Below are 15,140 nucleotides of genomic sequence, written 5' to 3' on the forward strand. Positions count from 1 at the left end.
GTTTCTCGTCCCGCTACTTATACTTCCGTTCGCCGAACGGGAGCGACGTCAGTTATCGTCGTAATTCCGCGTCGGCGGTTCGTCGATGTCGTACATCATCGTCTCCAACCGCTGGTCGAGACCGGCGGAGAGACCGCCGTCAACGACGAGTTCCGTGCCGGTGACGAACGACGCCTTCTCGGACGTGAGGTAGAACGCGGCCTCGGCCACGTCCTCGGGTCGCCCGAATCGACCGACTGGATACTGGTTCAGCCACTCCTCGCGGACCGGCCCCTCGGTGGTCAGCTTCTCGCTCGACGCGTCGGTGATGATGCTCCCCGGACAGACGGCGTTTGAGCGGACGCCGTGGCGGCCGTACTGCGTGGCGATGAGTCGGGAGAGAGCGATGATGCCGTTCTTCGCGGCGGAGTAGGAGGCGAGGCCGATGCCGAGTTTCGCGTTGATGGACGAGACGTGGACCATCGACCCGCCGCCCGATTCGACCATCGCCGGGAGGACCTCCCGAGCGCAGAGGAACTGGCCCTTCAGGTTCACGTCGATGATGCGCTCCCACGTGGCGTCGGTCACGTCGGCGACGTTGCCGTCGTCGAACGACCCGCCCGCGTTGTTCACGAGGACGTCCACGCTCCCGTGGCGCTCCGTCGTCGCTTCGACCATGGCGGACACGTCCGCCGAATCGCTGACGTCCGTCCCGACGAATTCGGCCGTCCCGCCGCTCTCCTCGATGCGGGCGACCGTTTCCTCGCCGCCGTCCGCGTCCACGTCCGCGACGATGACGGTGGTGTCGGCGGCCGCGAATCGCTCCGCGATAGCTCGGCCGATACCCTTCGCCGCACCGGTGACGATGGCGACGTCGTTACTCCGCTGGTCCGTACTGGTTTCCATACGCTCCACCTGTTCCCGGACCACAAAACGGTTTGTATCCCGACGACGAGTCGTTCTCCGAAGCAGAGCGTCACTAACCCAAACATTTTTCTATGTTCATTTTAAAATCGAACCGAGCATGGTTAACAGCAACCACGGTGCTAGCGGTGAGCCTGAGAGAGCTTCGCTGACGCGGCGACAGTGGCTCGCGCTCGGCGGCAGCGCGACGATGGCCGGACTGGCCGGTTGCGGCGGCAGCAACCCCAACGACCCGGACGTAACGATGTCGGGGACCCCCGGTGACGATTCGAGCGGTTCCAACGGGAAAAACGGGACGCCCGTCACGACCGAACTGCACATGCGCGCGCCGGTCAGTTGGCAACCCAGCAAGGCCAATATCAACCCCTTCACTGATACGAAGAACACCGAGTTCTGGATGGACAACATGTGGTGGGAGTCGTTGGTTTGGCCCAACGCCAAGGGAGACCCGATGTACTTCCTCGCGGACGAAATCAACATCAAAGGGAGCGGCTGTGAGGTCGAGATAAAACTCAACGACGAGTACACGTGGTGGGACGGGACGCCCGTCACCGCTCAAGACTTCCGCACCGCCGCGGTCATCACCGACTACAAGGAGAGCTACGGTCCGGACGAGACGGACGATAGCTGGGAGGTGGTCGATAAACACACGCTCAAACACCATCTCGCGGGACCGGCCAATCCGTCGTTGCAGAAGACGGCATCCGCGTACTACACCGTTCCCGCCAAGCACGATTATTTCAAATCGTGGCTCGACAAGTACGAGGACGCGGGCGGTCAGAGCGCCGTGGAGAAGGTGACGAAGGAGCTGACTTCGACGACCATCACGCTGAACGACCTCACCGAAAAGGGTCTCGGCTGTGGGTTGTGGAAGCCGAAACAGCTCTCGCCGACCAACGCCGTCCACGAGAAGTACGAGGACCACCCCCGCGCCGACTGGACGAACCTGAAGACGTTCAACTGGCATCTCATCTCGGAGAAACAGAAGGCGATTCAGGCGCTCAACGCGGGCCAGCTCGACATGGGGGACAAGACGATAAATCAGGCCAAGTCCAACGGCAACGTCGACGTATTCAACCAGTTCGGTACGTCCAGCATCGTGAAGTTGGCCATGAATTGGAACAACGAACACCTCGCTCGCCGCCCCGTTCGTCGGGCCATCGCGTACCTCATGGACCACGACGAACTCGTAAAAGTCATCAAGAGCACGCAGGGACTGAACTACAAAGCCCGAGACACCGTAACCGGAATGTCCGCGAGCACCGGGAATCAGTGGACGAGCAAGGGGTTCCAGAACAAGCTCATCGACTACGGTCGCACGTCGAAGCCCGAGAAGGCGAAACAGGTTCTCAAGGACGCGGGCTACACGAAGGACGGCGACGTCTGGGCCGGACCGGACGGCAGTCGCGTCGAGGGACTCACCTACCTGACGCCGCCGTGGACCATCTACGAGACCATCGGGAAGTACCTGAGTCCCAAACTCAAGGAGTTCGGCTTCGGCAACGAACTCATCATTCCGTCGAGCAGCGGGTTCTGGAAGCGGTGGACAGACACCCACGACTTCGACATGGTCAACTGGTTCTCGAAGACGTCACACCCGGCGAGCGCGTATTCGACCGTCAGCGTGGCCGGTCTCGGTAAGTTCGACGAAGTAGTGAACGTAAAGGAGCCGAGCGGCGATTGTAGCGTCGATCGCCGAACGCCCGACCTCTCCCGGTCACGGAGCAAGAAGCTGAACCAACCGATCCGACCGAAGTTCCCGAAGAACGTCGGACAGACGGGCAACGGCGGCGCAAAACAGACGTTGTATCCCGTCAAGTGGGGTAACATCATGTCCCAAACCCAGTCCACGAAGGAGGTCAAGGGCCTCACGAAGAAACTCATGTGGTACACCAACTGGCAGGTCCCGCACATCGGCTTTTACGACGAGACGAGGGTGTACTGGGGCAACCAGAACAAGTTCGACTTCCCGACCGGGGACGACGACACCGGCCACTCCGAGAAGGCGAAGAACGAACACTTCACGAACGCTATCGAGTTCCTGATGAAAGGGCACATCAGCGCGAAAACGAAGTGACCGCCCCGCCGCTGTCATCCCACTCACGGTTTTTCGGTCCTCAGGTCCGATGACATTTCACGAGGAGCGCCGCCGTTCCGACGCCGAGCGCGCCCGCACCGAGGACGTTGAGGACGGACACGACGTGTGCTGCCGTTCCCGGTTTCGACCAGAAAAAGAGAAGTATCGAGAGGAAACAGGCCAGACACTCGAACGCCAGCAGCATGGCGAACTTATCGGCGTTCGAGCAGACGTAATCGAAGACGGTGGGTGCGTGAGACATTCGTTCGGGTCACTCGCACGTCAGGAATTAAACGTTTCGCCCCGACTCCTCATCGTCGTCGATTCGGGCGACGGCGTGAGCGACCCCACAGACGGGACACTCGTAGAACTCTCGGTCGAACGTCGCGCCGCATCTGATACACTGGTACGTCTCGGTGTCGTCCGAGTCGTCTCCGAATAGGCCGCGGAGTCGCGTGAGAAGCGCCATACCTCGCACTGGGCCGCAGAGGTAATGAAACCGGCCGTTACAGAGAATCTCTCCCATACCTTTATTGCGGTGGGAAAAACACAAGCACAGTAGCACGATGTATTATTCGAAGCGGATCGGGCAGTCAGTGCTGGTGTTCCTGCTGGCGCTGACGGTGACGTTCGCCCTGTACCGGATGTTACCGTTCGGCCCCGTCGAGATGGTGAGAAATCATCTGATGCAACAGATGATAGAACAGGGAAGCAGTCCGTCGCCACAGCAGATGGAACGCATCAACGCGATGGTGCAGACGTACACGGGTATCGACCCGTCCAAACCGTGGTACGTCGCGTACTACGACTACCTCCGGAACATCATCGTCTATCAGGACTTCGGACGGTCGATTTTTAAGAACCGACCCGTCTTCGACATCCTGTTCGAGGCGATGCCGTGGTCGCTGTTCATCAGCATCTACGGCCTCGCGCTCGGGACGACGGTCAGCCTGCTGCTCGGCGCGGTCATGGCGTACAACGAAGGCGGTACGTTCGACACCGGGATGACGATATTCTCCATCGCCAACACGACCGTTCCGTACTACATCGTCGCCATCCTCTCGCTCATCGTCTTCTCGTTCTCCCTCGGTTGGTTGCCGAGCGGCGGACGGATGGACCCGAACACGACGGCCGGACTGAACCTCCCGTTCATCGTCGGCGTCGTCAAACACGCCATCCTTCCCGTGTTCTCCTCGTTCATCGCCGGATTCGGCGGTGCACTGGCGTTTCGGGGGAACTGCATCCGCGAGATGGGCGAAGGCTACATCCGCGTCGCCCGACTCCGCGGCATCAGTCAGGGCCGAATCGCCATCCGCTACGTCGGCCGCAACGCGCTGTTGCCCGTCTACACGAGCATCATGATGGGCATCGCGGGCATCTTCGGGAGCAGCATCATCCTCGAAACCATCTTCAACTACCCCGCGATGGGCCTCGTGACGTACAACGCGCTGTTGAACCGAGATTACCCGCTCATCATGGGGTCGTTCATCTTCTTCACCAGCATCACGCTGTTGGGAATCCTCATCGCCGACCTGACGTACGGCGTCATCGACCCCCGCGTCAAAGGAGGGAGCGAACGTGAAGCCTACTGAGAATGACGACGCCGAAACGCCGCACGCCGACACCCCTCGCCGAACCGACGACGAATCCGCACGAACCGACGGCGGGACGAACAGTCGGTCCGGTTCCGCCCCGATGGACGAGAGCATCTTCACGCAAACGTCGAACGTCCCCGAACTGACGGGACGCGAGAAGGCCCGGCGGTCGTTCGAGCGGCACGTCTACGCGCCCATCGCGGTGCTGTTGAACGACTGGCGGGCGCTCGTCGGGTCGCTCATCCTCCTCGGCTTCGTCGTCATGGGCGTCATCGCCGCGGCACCGTTCGGCATCGTCCTCGTCGAGAAAGCCACCGTGATGGAGGGACCGATATACCTCTCGCCGTTCCAAGACTGGGCGTATCCGCTCGGAACCAACGTGATGGGGAAGTCGATTCTGAAACAGGTCGTCCACGCGACGCCCGCGATGCTGGAGATGATCCTCGCCGGTGCGTTGCTGTCGGTCTGTCTCGGAACGCTCATCGGCACCGTTGCGGGCTACCGCGGCGGCCGCACCGACTCCGCGTTGATGACGCTCACGGACGTCGTTCTCACCATTCCCGGCATCGCGCTGGTCATCGTGCTGGCGAGCATCTACCAACCGGAAAGCCCCCTCGTCGTCGGCCTCATCCTCGGCATCGACAACTGGCCGAAGTTGGCGCGGACGGTTCGTTCGCAAGTGTTGAGCATCCGCGAGGAGGCGTTCACCGAAGCCTCGCGCATCATGGGCCTGTCGGAGCTTCACATCCTCCGCAAGGACGTGGTTTCGAACCTGATGCCGTACATCTCGGTCAACTTCGCGACCAGCGCCCGGAAGATAATCTTCGAGTCCGTCGGGTTGTACTTCCTCGGTATCCTCCCCCGCTCGAACCTGAATTGGGGATTGATGATGAACGACGCGTACAACCAAGCGAACCTGACGAACCCCGACCAGATACACTGGTTGCTGGTGCCGATGGCGCTCATCATCCTCATCTCGCTCGGATTCATCCTGCTCGCGCAGGGGCTCGACCGGGTGTTCAACGTCCGCCTTCGCGCGCGCCACGAAACCGCCGGAGGTGACGAATGAGCACCTCGGTCACGGGCGAGAACGGGCGGGCGGTGTCCCTCCTGCTCGCCATCAGGCGGTCGTTCCTCGCGTTCATCGTCGCGTTGGGGGTCGTCTGTTGGCTGTTGGCCGTCCTCCTCTCGGGGTATCTCCTCCCCTCGCTGACGCACGCCGTTCTCGCCGGGATGTTCGCCATCTGGGGGACGAGCGCGTTCGTCTACGCCATCCTCGGTCACCTCGGACTTCGCTTGATAGGGTACAACTGATGACTCGATACGCACCACACGAATCCATGACCACTGCCGATATCAAACACGACGACAGAGCAACACACGCCGACCAAGAGCAACGCATCGACCGACCGCGACACACCGACCGGTTCCGCGAAACCGGCGGCCGGAGGTGACTCCGATGGCAGCCGAATTCCGGTCCACGGCGGACACCGACACGCCGACCGAGGAAGACGTCATCCTGGAAGTCCGGGACGCCAGCGTCTCGTTCAGCATGGACCGCGGGGACTCCCGCGTCCTTCGGGACGTCAGTATCGACGTCCACGCGGGCGAGGTCCTCGGCGTCGTCGGCGAGAGCGGGTCCGGCAAGTCGATGCTCGCTTCCGCGATGCTGGACGCCATCGTCTCGCCGGGACAGGTGGACGGGGAAGTCATCTACCATCCACCGGACGGCGGCGAACCGGTGGACGTGCTATCCCTCTCCCGCGAGGAACTGACGAAGCTCCGCTGGAACGAGATTTCGTTCGTCATCCAAGGTGCCCAGAGCGCGTTCAACCCGACGATGACCATCGGTAGTCACTTCGAGGAGACGCTTCGCGCACACGGCGCGGACGTCTCGGAGGGAATGGAGTTTGCGCGCGAACTCCTCGCGGACCTCTACCTGCCGACCGAGCAGGTGTTACGTTCACACCCGCACGAGCTATCCGGCGGGATGAAACAGCGGGCGCTCATCGCCCTCGGCCTCGTCCTCGACCCGAACGTCGTCGTGATGGACGAACCGACCGCGGCGCTCGACCTGCTGATGCAGCGGTCCATCATCAGCATGCTGGAGGACCTCCAGGAGAAGTACGACCTGACGATGGTGTTCGTCACCCACGACCTGCCGCTCGTCGCCGACCTCGCCGACCGCCTCGCCGTGATGTACGCCTTCGACCTCGTGGAGCTCGGCCCGACCGACGAACTCCTCGACGACGCCGCCCACCCCTACACCCGCGCCCTGCTCAACGCCGTCCCGAACATCTCCGACCGGGCGATGGACATCGAGGGAATCGAAGGGTCGAGTCCCGACCCCGTCTCGCTCCCGAACGGCTGTTCGTTCAACCCGCGCTGTCCGCTGGCCGACGGGACGTGCGAGGCCGAAAGTCCCCACCTCCGCGACGTGGACGAGGGTCACAAGGTGGCCTGCTTCTACCCCGAAGAGGCCCGCGAGACGGTCCCGCTGTTGCTCGACGAACCGCCGAAGTCGGCAGACGCGGCGGACGCCACCGACGCCAGCGGAGGTGAACGACGATGACCGACCGCCGCGGCGACCCGCTCCTCTCGCTGCAGAACGTGAGCGTCCACTTCGAGAAAGAACGGTTGTTCGGCCTCGCCGGGTCGGAAACCGTTCACGCCGTGGACGACGTGAGCCTCGACATCTACGAGAACGACATCGTCGCACTCGTCGGCGAGTCCGGGTGTGGAAAGACGACGCTCGGCAAGACGGCCATCGGCGTCCAGCGCCCGACGGAGGGGAAGGTATTGTACCGAGGTCAGGACGTGTGGGAAACCAAGGAATCCGGCGGCCTGTTCGACGGAAAAAAGTCCGCTGGCGAGTACTCTGCGGCGGAGATACGCCGCTCGCTCCAGATGATTCATCAAGACCCCGGCAGTTCGCTGAACTCGAACTACACCGTCGAGTCGAGCCTCGCCGACCCGCTGAAACACTGGCAACCGGAGATGAGCGAGGCGGACCGACGCGCCCGCATCTACGGGCTACTCGAATACGTGGGGATGGCCCCGGCGGAGGATTACGCCAAACGCTATCCGCATCAACTCTCCGGAGGGGAACAACAGCGCGTGGCGCTCATCCGGGCCTTGCTGATGAACCCGGACCTCATCCTCGCCGACGAGGCCATCAGCGCGCTGGACGTGTCGCTTCGCGCCGAGATGATGGACCTCATGCTCGAACTGCAGGACCAGTTCAACACCTCGTACCTGTACATCTCGCACGACCTCGCCAACGCCAAGCACCTCACCCAGCGGGCGAACGGCCGCATCGGTATCATGTATCTCGGCGAACTCGTGGAAATCGGGACGCCCGAACAGATAATCCACGACCCACAGCATCCGTACACGAAGGTACTTCTCTGGGCGACCTCCGACCTCAGGAATCGGTCCGAGAGCGTGCCGGAGCCGCCGATTCGCACACTCGACATCCCCGACCCCGTGGACCCGCCGTCCGGGTGTCGGTTCCACACGCGCTGTCCCGAGGCGCGGACGGCGTGTACGGAATCGTGTCCATCGCTCGCCGACCACGAGGGCGACGGTCGGCGGACGGCCTGCTTCCGAAACGAAGCAGACCACGCCTACTGGGAGAGCGAACCGCTCTCGGACGACGCACCTGCCGGAAAAACCGCAACGTCCCGCGATACCGCAGAAGGGGACTGAACCTCAGTCGCACCGGTACCGTTCGACCTTTTCCTCGTCCACCGTCACCCCGAGCCCCGGCCCGTCAGGAACCCGGAGCGCTCCGTTATCGACCTCGAACGGGTCCTCGATGATGTAGTCGTCCCAGCCGTAGTAGGTGCTGTCCGGCGGGAGGTTGATGCCGGGCGTGCTCGCGACGGTGTGGAGCATCGCCGCGGTCTTGACGCCGAGGTCGAAGCCGCAGTGGTGGGACACCGAGACGCCCGCGTTGGCCGCCATGGCGACCTGTTCGCGCACGGCGAGGATGCCGCCAGCGGGCACGAGGTCCACGACGGCCACGTCGATGGCGTCGGCCTGCAGCAAAAAGCGGAGGTTGCGCGGGAAGTACGTGTCCTCGTTGACCGCGACGGGCGTCCGCACGCGGTTGCGGAGCGAGGCGTACGTCCCGTAGGTGTCGATGCGAACCGGCTGTTCGAGGTACTGCAGGAGGATGCCCTCCTCTTCGAGTCGGGTGGCGACCCGAACCGCGTCCTCGAACGACCAGCCCTGATTTGGGTCGAGTCGGAATTCGAGTTCGCCGTCCACCTCGTCGTGCATCGCGCGGATTCGCTCGACGTCCTCGCGCCAGTCCGGCCCGGCCTTCGTCTTCAGCGTCGAAAAGCCGTGCTCGACGGCGCGTCGGGCGTAGGTCCGCGACTCCTCCGGCGAGAGGATACCGAGGCAGGTGGCGATGTCCACCGACTCGCGGGTCTTCCCGCCGAGCAGTTGGTGGACTGGGACGCCCACCGTCTTACCGAAGGCGTCCCAGAGCGCGGTTTCGACGGCTCCGAGGAACGGCCGAACTTTCACATAGGGGAAGTAGAACGAGTCGACGAAATCCCGTATTTCGCCCACCTCGCGGCCGACGAGTTCCGGGGCGATAACGTCGTCCACGACCGCCTTCGTCACCGCGGCGGACTTCATCCCGACGAGCATCTCGCCCCACCCCGTCACGCCGTCGTCCGTTTCGATCTTCACGAGCATTCGCGTGACCGACGTCACTTGGTCGTGGTTGCTCACGTAGGGAGCCAATCCGAGTTCGTCCTCGAGCGGTTTGACACCCATCTCTACAGGGATGGCTGACACGTTCGTCACCGACATACCACATCCTCGAAGGCCACCTACAAATAAGTCCGCACGGCGGCGAAATCGGGTTCCGCGTCCGGAGAACTTATGCGTCCGAGCGTTATCTGTCACATCGATGACTTCGGATACGGTACGGGTTATCGTCGTCGGCGCGCACCCCGACGATTGCGACCTCAAAGCGGGCGGCGTCGCGTGCAAATATGCGGACGACGGCCACGACGTGTTGTTCGTCTCGATGACGAACGGAGAGGCCGGACACCACGAACTCGGCGGCGCGGAACTGGTCCGCCGCCGTCGCGCCGAAGCGAACGCCGCGGCATCCGTTGCCGGAGCCGAGTTCGAGCAGTTCGACATCCCGGACGGTCGGCTCGAACCGTCGCTGGACAACCGCGACCGACTCATCCGTCGCATCCGCGAGTTTCGACCCGACCTCGTGCTCACCCATCGACCGAACGATTACCACCCCGACCACCGCTACACGGCGCAACTCGTGCGCGACGCCGCCTACCTCGTCGCGGTGCCGAACGTCTGCCCGGCGACGCCTGCACTCGACTCGAATCCCGTGTTCGCCTACCTGAGCGACACCTTCGAGCGCCCGTATCCCTTTTCCCCGGACGTGGTGGTCGATATCGACGACGCCGCGGACCGGAAGTTCGAGATGCTCGACCGCCACGGCTCCCAACTGTACGAGTGGCTGCCGTACGTCGAGGGCGTGCTGGATGACGTCCCCGACGACCCGGACGAGCGGTTCGACTGGTTGCGAAGCGGCGGCCTGCCGCACGTGGAAGCGCTTGCGACCGTCGCGGACCGCTACCGCGACGGCCTCGTCGAGCGATACGGCTCGGCGGGCGAGGAGGTTCGCTACGCCGAGGCGTTCGAAGTGAGCGAGCACGGCGCGCCGCTGACGGACGAGGCGAAGGCGCGACTGTTCCCGTTCTGACGCGAACGACAGGGTTATGAGGCGGCGGTTTGACGCGTCAACCGATGACGAACGTCCTGCTCGCCGGTGAGTCGTGGGTGACGGTACAGTTCGAAATAAAGGGGAGAAACGTCATGCGCGACAGCCAGTACGGGGAGGCGGCGGACCGGTTCATCGAGACGCTCGAATCGGTCGGCGCGTCGGTCACGTATCAGCCGTGTCACGTCGCCGCCGAATCGTTTCCGCGGACGACCGACGCGCTCGACGAGTACGACCTCGTTATTCTGAGCGACGTCGGCGCGGACACGCTCCAGATAACGGAACAAGTGGCGGGCGGCGACACGGACGTCGACCGCTGTGCGCTCCTCGCCGACTGGGTTCAGGACGGCGGCGCGCTCGGCATGGTCGGCGGCTACATGAGTTTCGCGGGAAAAGGCGGGCAAGCGCGCTACGGACACACGCCGGTCGGCGACGTGCTTCCGGTCGAAATCGCGGCGGGCGACGACCGCGTGGAAACGCCCGACGGAGCGGTGCCGCGAAACGAGGGCGTGCCGGACGCCGACCTGCCCGACGAGTGGCCGCACGTCCTCGGCTACAATCGGACGACGGCGAAACCGGACGCGGAGGTGTGGGCGACGGTGCGGGGCGACCCGTTTCTCGCCGTCGGGGACTTCGGGGACGGGAGTTCGTTCGCCTACGCGACGGACTGTGCGCCCCACTGGGCACCCGACGGGCTTCTGTCGTGGGACGGCCTGCCGACGCTCTGGAAGCGGGTTCTCGACCGCGTTTGTTAGTCAGTTCACTTCGTCCAGATACGCGTTCCAGACGCCCATTGGGTCTTCACACGCGATTTCCGAGATGGTCCGACAGCCGTCGTAGCCCCACATGAACACGCTGTCGGCACCGAGGTCGAGCGCGGTTCGCGTGGCCGTCCGGACCTCCTCGGTCGCCGAATCGCCGGACAGGCCGAAGCCCTGAATCCACAACTGGCTCCGGAGGTCGTTTTCGTCCGCGAGTTCGACCAGTTCCTCGCCGAACCGCGAGACGAACTCCGCCGGGTCGGTGTCCTCCGCGAACGCGTCCCAGTACGGGTCAGTGGCGAGCACGTCGATGTGCTCGTTCTCCGCGAGTCGCGCCCAATTGCGCGGCCCGTGGTCGGCCGACCCGGTGGGCATGAGACAGACCGCGTTTTCCGCGCCCGCCTCGTGTGCCAGCGCCATCATCTCGTCGAGGAAGTCGAGCATCGACTCCTCCCGGAACGACGAGACGGCCTCCGTTTCGGTCGCTGGCATCGGTTCGCCGTACTCCTCGCGGAATCCGTCGCGGCAGTGTTCACAGCGGCAGCACCACACGTCGCGGGGATGGTCGTCGCCGTACCAGTGGACGTCGTGCCAGTGGGGTTCGTCCCAGAAGAGTACGTCCGCGTCGAGTCCGGCGGCGTCGCGCGTCCACTCGCGCATGAACTCGCGGAACGCCGGGTCGTTGAAGCAGGCGGCGGGCACGCGCTCCCCGGTGTTGAGGACCTGCCGACTGTCGGGATTGTGCGCGACGAACCGAGAGAACTCCTCGCCGCCGAAGACGCCGCCGACGGCCCACGGGTTGACGTAAACCGACAACGACTGGTCGCGACTCGCGGCGACGATATCCTGCATCGTCTCGCGGTAGAACGCTTGGTCGCGCTCGCTGAAGGTGTGGAGGACGGCGGTCAGTCCCTCCTCGCGTAGTCGTTCGAGGTCGGTCGCCGCGTGTTCGGGGTCCTGTACGCCGAAATAGCTCGCTCCGCGTTCGATGTCTGGCATGGTCGTGGCGTGGTATCAATGCACAGCCATCGACCATGAACGTATCGACGCGGCGGGGTAGAACGAAAGCGGCGGGGAGCAATCGAAGAGGGATTCACCCACCCACAGTGACCCGGAGTTCACGGTCGGCGCGCGGGAGCGAACGACGTGAGCGACCCGTGCGAGGGACGAGTGACGTTCCCGTGGGAACGAGCGAGGAGGTTGGGGAGGGACGAGGAGTGCGGTTGCGGTATGAACGCCGCCAGGTTCCCGCGTCGCGTATGCTCTCCTGTGCCGAGGTTGTCGGCCGTTTCGTCCGCGTTCGAGTACAGGTGCGACCAGATACAGTGCGACCGGGTACAGGTACGATACCCAACGCGCGGAGTTCCCGGGATGGCGATCTGCAACCGACTCGAATCATTCGAGACACGAACGACGAACCTATTTGTTCCGTGCCATGGGAAGGTATCGTATGTCGAACGAAACCATCTACGAGGAGTTGGGCGTTCCGCACGTCGTCAACGCGACGGGGACGAAGACGCGAATCGGCGGCAGTCGAATCCGGCCCGAAGCGATGGATGCCATGGCCCGCGCGTCCGAGGCGTTCGTCCGCCTCTCCGACCTGCAGGCCGAGGCGAGCGAGTTGGTAGCCGAGGTGACGGGCGCGGACGCGGGGTACGTCACCGCCGGAGCGTCGAGCGCGCTGGCGCTCGGCGCGGCCGCCTGCATCGCGGGCGACGACATCGGCGCGATGGCGCGACTGCCCGAGACGGAGGGCGTGCCGGACGAAATCGTCATGCCGCGAACGCACCGGACGGGCTACGACCACGCGCTCCGCGCCGTCGGCGCGCGAATCGTGGACGTGGGAACCAACGACCGCCACCTCGGCACCGGGTCGCGCAACGTCGAACCGTGGGAAATCGCCGACGCCATCGGCGAGAACACGGCGGCGGTGGCCTACGTCGAGAAGTCGTACACCGAACCGCCGCTCGACGTCGTGTGCGACATCGCACACGACGAGGGCGTCCCGGTCATCGTGGACGCCGCCGCCGAACTCCCGCCGACGAGCAACCTCTCGGCCTTTATCGACGCGGGTGCCGACCTCGTGGCATTCAGCGGCGGAAAGGCCATTCGCGGCCCCCAAACCACCGGCATCCTCGCCGGAGGCGCGGACCTCATCGAGTCCGTCGCCGCCCAGCACCTCGACATGCACGCGGCCGAGGCGGTGTGGGAACCGGCCCCGAAACTCGTCCATCCGGGGCGACTCGGCGGCGTCCCGCGGCAGGGAATCGGACGCTCGATGAAGGTCGGCAAGGAGGAACTCGTCGGTCTCATCCGCGCTCTTCAACTCTTCGTGGAGGAGGACCACGACGCCGCAATCGAGGAGTGGCTCGAACGCTCTCGTCGAATCGCCGCCGAACTCGACGAGATGGACGGCCTCGAACCGTCGCTCACGGCCGACGACAAGACCGCCGTCGCGCCCGAGGTCGTGGTCTTCGTCGACCCGGAAGTGGCGGGCGTCACCGCGACGGACATCGTTGGCGGCCTCCGACGCGAGGAACCCCGCGTCTTCGTCGGCGCGGACGCGCTTCCGGCGGGCGAGTTCACCGTGAACCCGATGTGCCTCACGGACGAGGAGGCGGACTACGCCGTCGAGCGAATCGTCGCACACGTCGAGGAGTGACACGGCGGCGGACGGTCGGCGTGAGTGGGAGGCCCGTTTGCGGTCGGCGCGTGCGAGAAACGCGCGCGAGGGACAACTGAGCGAACGCGAAGGAGTCGATGGGGAGGGTCGAGGGCGGTGCGGTCGCGGTATGAACGCCGCCAGCAACAACGGTCATTGCCGATAAACCGGAGGTGGGAAACGAACGAGGAACGACGCGACGAAAAACGTGGGAGAGAACCGAGCGAGGAAACGACGCGACGAAGGTGGTGTCGAACGTCCTATCTCGGCGAACATCCTACCTCGGGGTCGCCAGCGCGGGATTCTACATCGTATCGAACTCGACGACGGTCTTGATAACGCCGTCACCGGTTTCGAAGGCCTTTTCGGCGTTTTCCGGGGTGTACACGCCCGTAATCAGCTTCTCGGTGAACCAGTCGGGAAACGCCGCGAGCGACTCCTTCGCCGCCTCGAAGTGGCGGACGTTCGAGTTGACGCTGCCGACGAGCGCCTTGTTCTGGAGGACCAGCTCGCGGTGGAGGTCCCCACCGTCGATTTCGAACGTGTGGTCACCGGGGATGCCGAGCAGCGCGGCGACGCCGTTCGGCGCGAGCGCCCGTATCGTCTCGAAGGCGTGGGGCGCGTAGCCCGTCGCCTCGTAGACGAAATCCATCGGTTCGTGGCCGTTCGCAACCTCCGAAACGGACGTCTCGCGCGAATCGACGTACGTCGCGCCCAACGCCTCGATGATGTCGATGGTCGGGTCCGGCCTGTCGCGGCGGCCGAGGCAGTAGGTCCGCTCGAAGTCGTCGTGATTCACGAGCATGGCCAGCGTGAGCAGGCCGAGCGGGCCGTTGCCGAGCACGAGCGCGCTCTCCGGTTGCCACTCGAACGCCGAGCGCGAGGCGTAGGCGTACTCGATGGCCTTCTCAGAGTTGCTGACGGGTTCGACCAGAAATCCGGTCTCCGCGAACGCGTCGGGGACGGAGACGAGGAACTCCGCGGGACTGGTGAAGAAGTCAGCCATGTAGCCGTGCGCGCCGACGATGCCACGTTCGAGGTAGGTGCCGTCGGGTGCCACGTCCGGTTCGCCGCGGGCGAAGTAGTCGTTCGGCTCGCCCACCGGTCGGCGGACGGTCGGGACCACGAGGTCTCCGGCTTCGAATCGAGTTCCGTTCGGGTCCGCCACGACGCCGACCGCCTCGTGGCCGAGGATTTGGTAGTCCGACCCGTCGGGGAAGCCGCCGTGGGTTCCCTCGATGACTTCGTGGTCCGTGCCGTCGATGCCGACCCGGAGGGTCCGAACCAGCGCTTCGCCGGACTCGGGGTCCGGTTTCGGAACGTCCACCAGTTGCGGACCCGACTCGCCGCGACGGACTGCAACCGCTCTCAC

15 protein-coding genes are annotated in these 15,140 nt (G+C 64.3%); 9 read left to right on the top strand and 6 right to left on the bottom strand.

Annotation, left to right across the window (positions count from 1 at the left end; translation table 11 throughout):
- Positions 1–48: 48 nt before the first annotated feature.
- On the bottom strand, positions 49–885 hold the full coding sequence (locus V5735_RS20945) for an SDR family NAD(P)-dependent oxidoreductase (protein ID WP_423747087.1): 837 nt from the start codon (positions 883–885) through the stop codon (positions 49–51).
- Between the two features lie 118 nt (positions 886–1,003).
- On the opposite strand from V5735_RS20945, the gene V5735_RS20950 reads away from it, so the two are divergent.
- Positions 1,004–2,980, top strand: coding sequence for an ABC transporter substrate-binding protein (locus tag V5735_RS20950; protein ID WP_423747088.1), 1,977 nt, complete (start codon positions 1,004–1,006; stop codon positions 2,978–2,980).
- A gap of 40 nt (positions 2,981–3,020) precedes the next feature.
- On the opposite strand, the gene V5735_RS20955 is transcribed toward V5735_RS20950, so the two are convergent.
- Positions 3,021–3,242, bottom strand: a complete 222-nt coding sequence (locus V5735_RS20955) for a hypothetical protein (protein WP_423747089.1) — start codon at positions 3,240–3,242, stop codon at positions 3,021–3,023.
- A gap of 27 nt (positions 3,243–3,269) precedes the next feature.
- Positions 3,270–3,449 carry a hypothetical protein gene (locus V5735_RS20960; protein ID WP_423747090.1) on the bottom strand — a complete coding sequence of 60 codons (180 nt, stop codon included), beginning with the start codon at positions 3,447–3,449 and terminating at the stop codon, positions 3,270–3,272.
- Between the two features lie 97 nt (positions 3,450–3,546).
- On the opposite strand from V5735_RS20960, the gene V5735_RS20965 reads away from it, so the two are divergent.
- The 5 genes from V5735_RS20965 to V5735_RS20985 all read left to right on the top strand — a co-directional run bounded on the left by V5735_RS20965 (position 3,547) and on the right by V5735_RS20985 (position 8,283).
- Positions 3,547–4,572, top strand: a complete 1,026-nt coding sequence (locus tag V5735_RS20965) for an ABC transporter permease (RefSeq protein WP_423747091.1) — start codon at positions 3,547–3,549, stop codon at positions 4,570–4,572.
- On the top strand, positions 4,559–5,644 hold the full coding sequence (locus V5735_RS20970; RefSeq protein WP_423747092.1) for an ABC transporter permease: 1,086 nt from the start codon (positions 4,559–4,561) through the stop codon (positions 5,642–5,644). Before V5735_RS20965 ends, V5735_RS20970 begins: the two co-directional genes overlap by 14 nt.
- Positions 5,641–5,889, top strand: coding sequence for a hypothetical protein (locus V5735_RS20975; protein ID WP_423747093.1), 249 nt, complete (start codon positions 5,641–5,643; stop codon positions 5,887–5,889). Before V5735_RS20970 ends, V5735_RS20975 begins: the two co-directional genes overlap by 4 nt.
- Positions 5,890–6,034: 145 nt before the next feature.
- Positions 6,035–7,147: an ABC transporter ATP-binding protein gene (locus tag V5735_RS20980; RefSeq protein ID WP_423747094.1), complete on the top strand. Its 1,113-nt coding sequence runs from the start codon at positions 6,035–6,037 to the stop codon at positions 7,145–7,147.
- Positions 7,144–8,283 carry an ABC transporter ATP-binding protein gene (locus V5735_RS20985; protein WP_423747095.1) on the top strand — a complete coding sequence of 380 codons (1,140 nt, stop codon included), beginning with the start codon at positions 7,144–7,146 and terminating at the stop codon, positions 8,281–8,283. Before V5735_RS20980 ends, V5735_RS20985 begins: the two co-directional genes overlap by 4 nt.
- A gap of 3 nt (positions 8,284–8,286) precedes the next feature.
- Here the strand turns inward: V5735_RS20985 and V5735_RS20990 are convergent, their stop codons facing one another.
- On the bottom strand, positions 8,287–9,402 hold the full coding sequence (locus V5735_RS20990) for a mandelate racemase/muconate lactonizing enzyme family protein (RefSeq protein WP_423747096.1): 1,116 nt from the start codon (positions 9,400–9,402) through the stop codon (positions 8,287–8,289).
- A 100-nt stretch (positions 9,403–9,502) separates the two neighbouring features.
- Here V5735_RS20990 and V5735_RS20995 point away from each other — a divergent pair, with 100 nt between their 5' ends.
- Both V5735_RS20995 and V5735_RS21000 read left to right on the top strand, forming a co-directional pair.
- Positions 9,503–10,327 (top strand): PIG-L deacetylase family protein, encoded by an 825-nt coding sequence (locus tag V5735_RS20995; protein WP_423747097.1) that lies wholly within the window; start codon positions 9,503–9,505, stop codon positions 10,325–10,327.
- A 44-nt stretch (positions 10,328–10,371) separates the two neighbouring features.
- Positions 10,372–11,100: a glutamine amidotransferase gene (locus V5735_RS21000; protein WP_423747098.1), complete on the top strand. Its 729-nt coding sequence runs from the start codon at positions 10,372–10,374 to the stop codon at positions 11,098–11,100.
- Here V5735_RS21000 and V5735_RS21005 read toward each other — a convergent pair whose 3' ends face one another.
- Positions 11,101–12,105, bottom strand: coding sequence for a hypothetical protein (locus V5735_RS21005; RefSeq protein WP_423747099.1), 1,005 nt, complete (start codon positions 12,103–12,105; stop codon positions 11,101–11,103). It abuts the gene before it with no gap.
- A 451-nt stretch (positions 12,106–12,556) separates the two neighbouring features.
- Here V5735_RS21005 and V5735_RS21010 point away from each other — a divergent pair, with 451 nt between their 5' ends.
- Complete coding sequence (locus tag V5735_RS21010) at positions 12,557–13,768, top strand: aminotransferase class V-fold PLP-dependent enzyme (RefSeq protein ID WP_423747100.1); 1,212 nt, start codon at positions 12,557–12,559, stop codon at positions 13,766–13,768.
- Between the two features lie 304 nt (positions 13,769–14,072).
- On the opposite strand, the gene V5735_RS21015 is transcribed toward V5735_RS21010, so the two are convergent.
- Positions 14,073–15,140, bottom strand: a complete 1,068-nt coding sequence (locus V5735_RS21015; protein ID WP_423747101.1) for a glucose 1-dehydrogenase — start codon at positions 15,138–15,140, stop codon at positions 14,073–14,075.

The organism is Haladaptatus sp. SPP-AMP-3 (assembly GCF_049568665.1).
Classification (GTDB): domain Archaea; phylum Halobacteriota; class Halobacteria; order Halobacteriales; family Haladaptataceae; genus Haladaptatus; species Haladaptatus paucihalophilus.

Coding starts and splice junctions, on each gene's coding strand:
- V5735_RS20945 (WP_423747087.1), bottom strand. CDS start 885: ATGGAAACCAGTACGGACCAGCGGAGTAACGACGTCGCCATCGTCACC.
- V5735_RS20950 (WP_423747088.1), top strand. CDS start 1,004: ATGGTTAACAGCAACCACGGTGCTAGCGGTGAGCCTGAGAGAGCTTCG.
- V5735_RS20955 (WP_423747089.1), bottom strand. CDS start 3,242: ATGTCTCACGCACCCACCGTCTTCGATTACGTCTGCTCGAACGCCGAT.
- V5735_RS20960 (WP_423747090.1), bottom strand. CDS start 3,449: ATGGCGCTTCTCACGCGACTCCGCGGCCTATTCGGAGACGACTCGGAC.
- V5735_RS20965 (WP_423747091.1), top strand. CDS start 3,547: ATGTATTATTCGAAGCGGATCGGGCAGTCAGTGCTGGTGTTCCTGCTG.
- V5735_RS20975 (WP_423747093.1), top strand. CDS start 5,641: ATGAGCACCTCGGTCACGGGCGAGAACGGGCGGGCGGTGTCCCTCCTG.
- V5735_RS20980 (WP_423747094.1), top strand. CDS start 6,035: ATGGCAGCCGAATTCCGGTCCACGGCGGACACCGACACGCCGACCGAG.
- V5735_RS20985 (WP_423747095.1), top strand. CDS start 7,144: ATGACCGACCGCCGCGGCGACCCGCTCCTCTCGCTGCAGAACGTGAGC.
- V5735_RS20990 (WP_423747096.1), bottom strand. CDS start 9,402: ATGTCGGTGACGAACGTGTCAGCCATCCCTGTAGAGATGGGTGTCAAA.
- V5735_RS20995 (WP_423747097.1), top strand. CDS start 9,503: ATGACTTCGGATACGGTACGGGTTATCGTCGTCGGCGCGCACCCCGAC.
- V5735_RS21000 (WP_423747098.1), top strand. CDS start 10,372: ATGACGAACGTCCTGCTCGCCGGTGAGTCGTGGGTGACGGTACAGTTC.
- V5735_RS21005 (WP_423747099.1), bottom strand. CDS start 12,105: ATGCCAGACATCGAACGCGGAGCGAGCTATTTCGGCGTACAGGACCCC.
- V5735_RS21010 (WP_423747100.1), top strand. CDS start 12,557: ATGTCGAACGAAACCATCTACGAGGAGTTGGGCGTTCCGCACGTCGTC.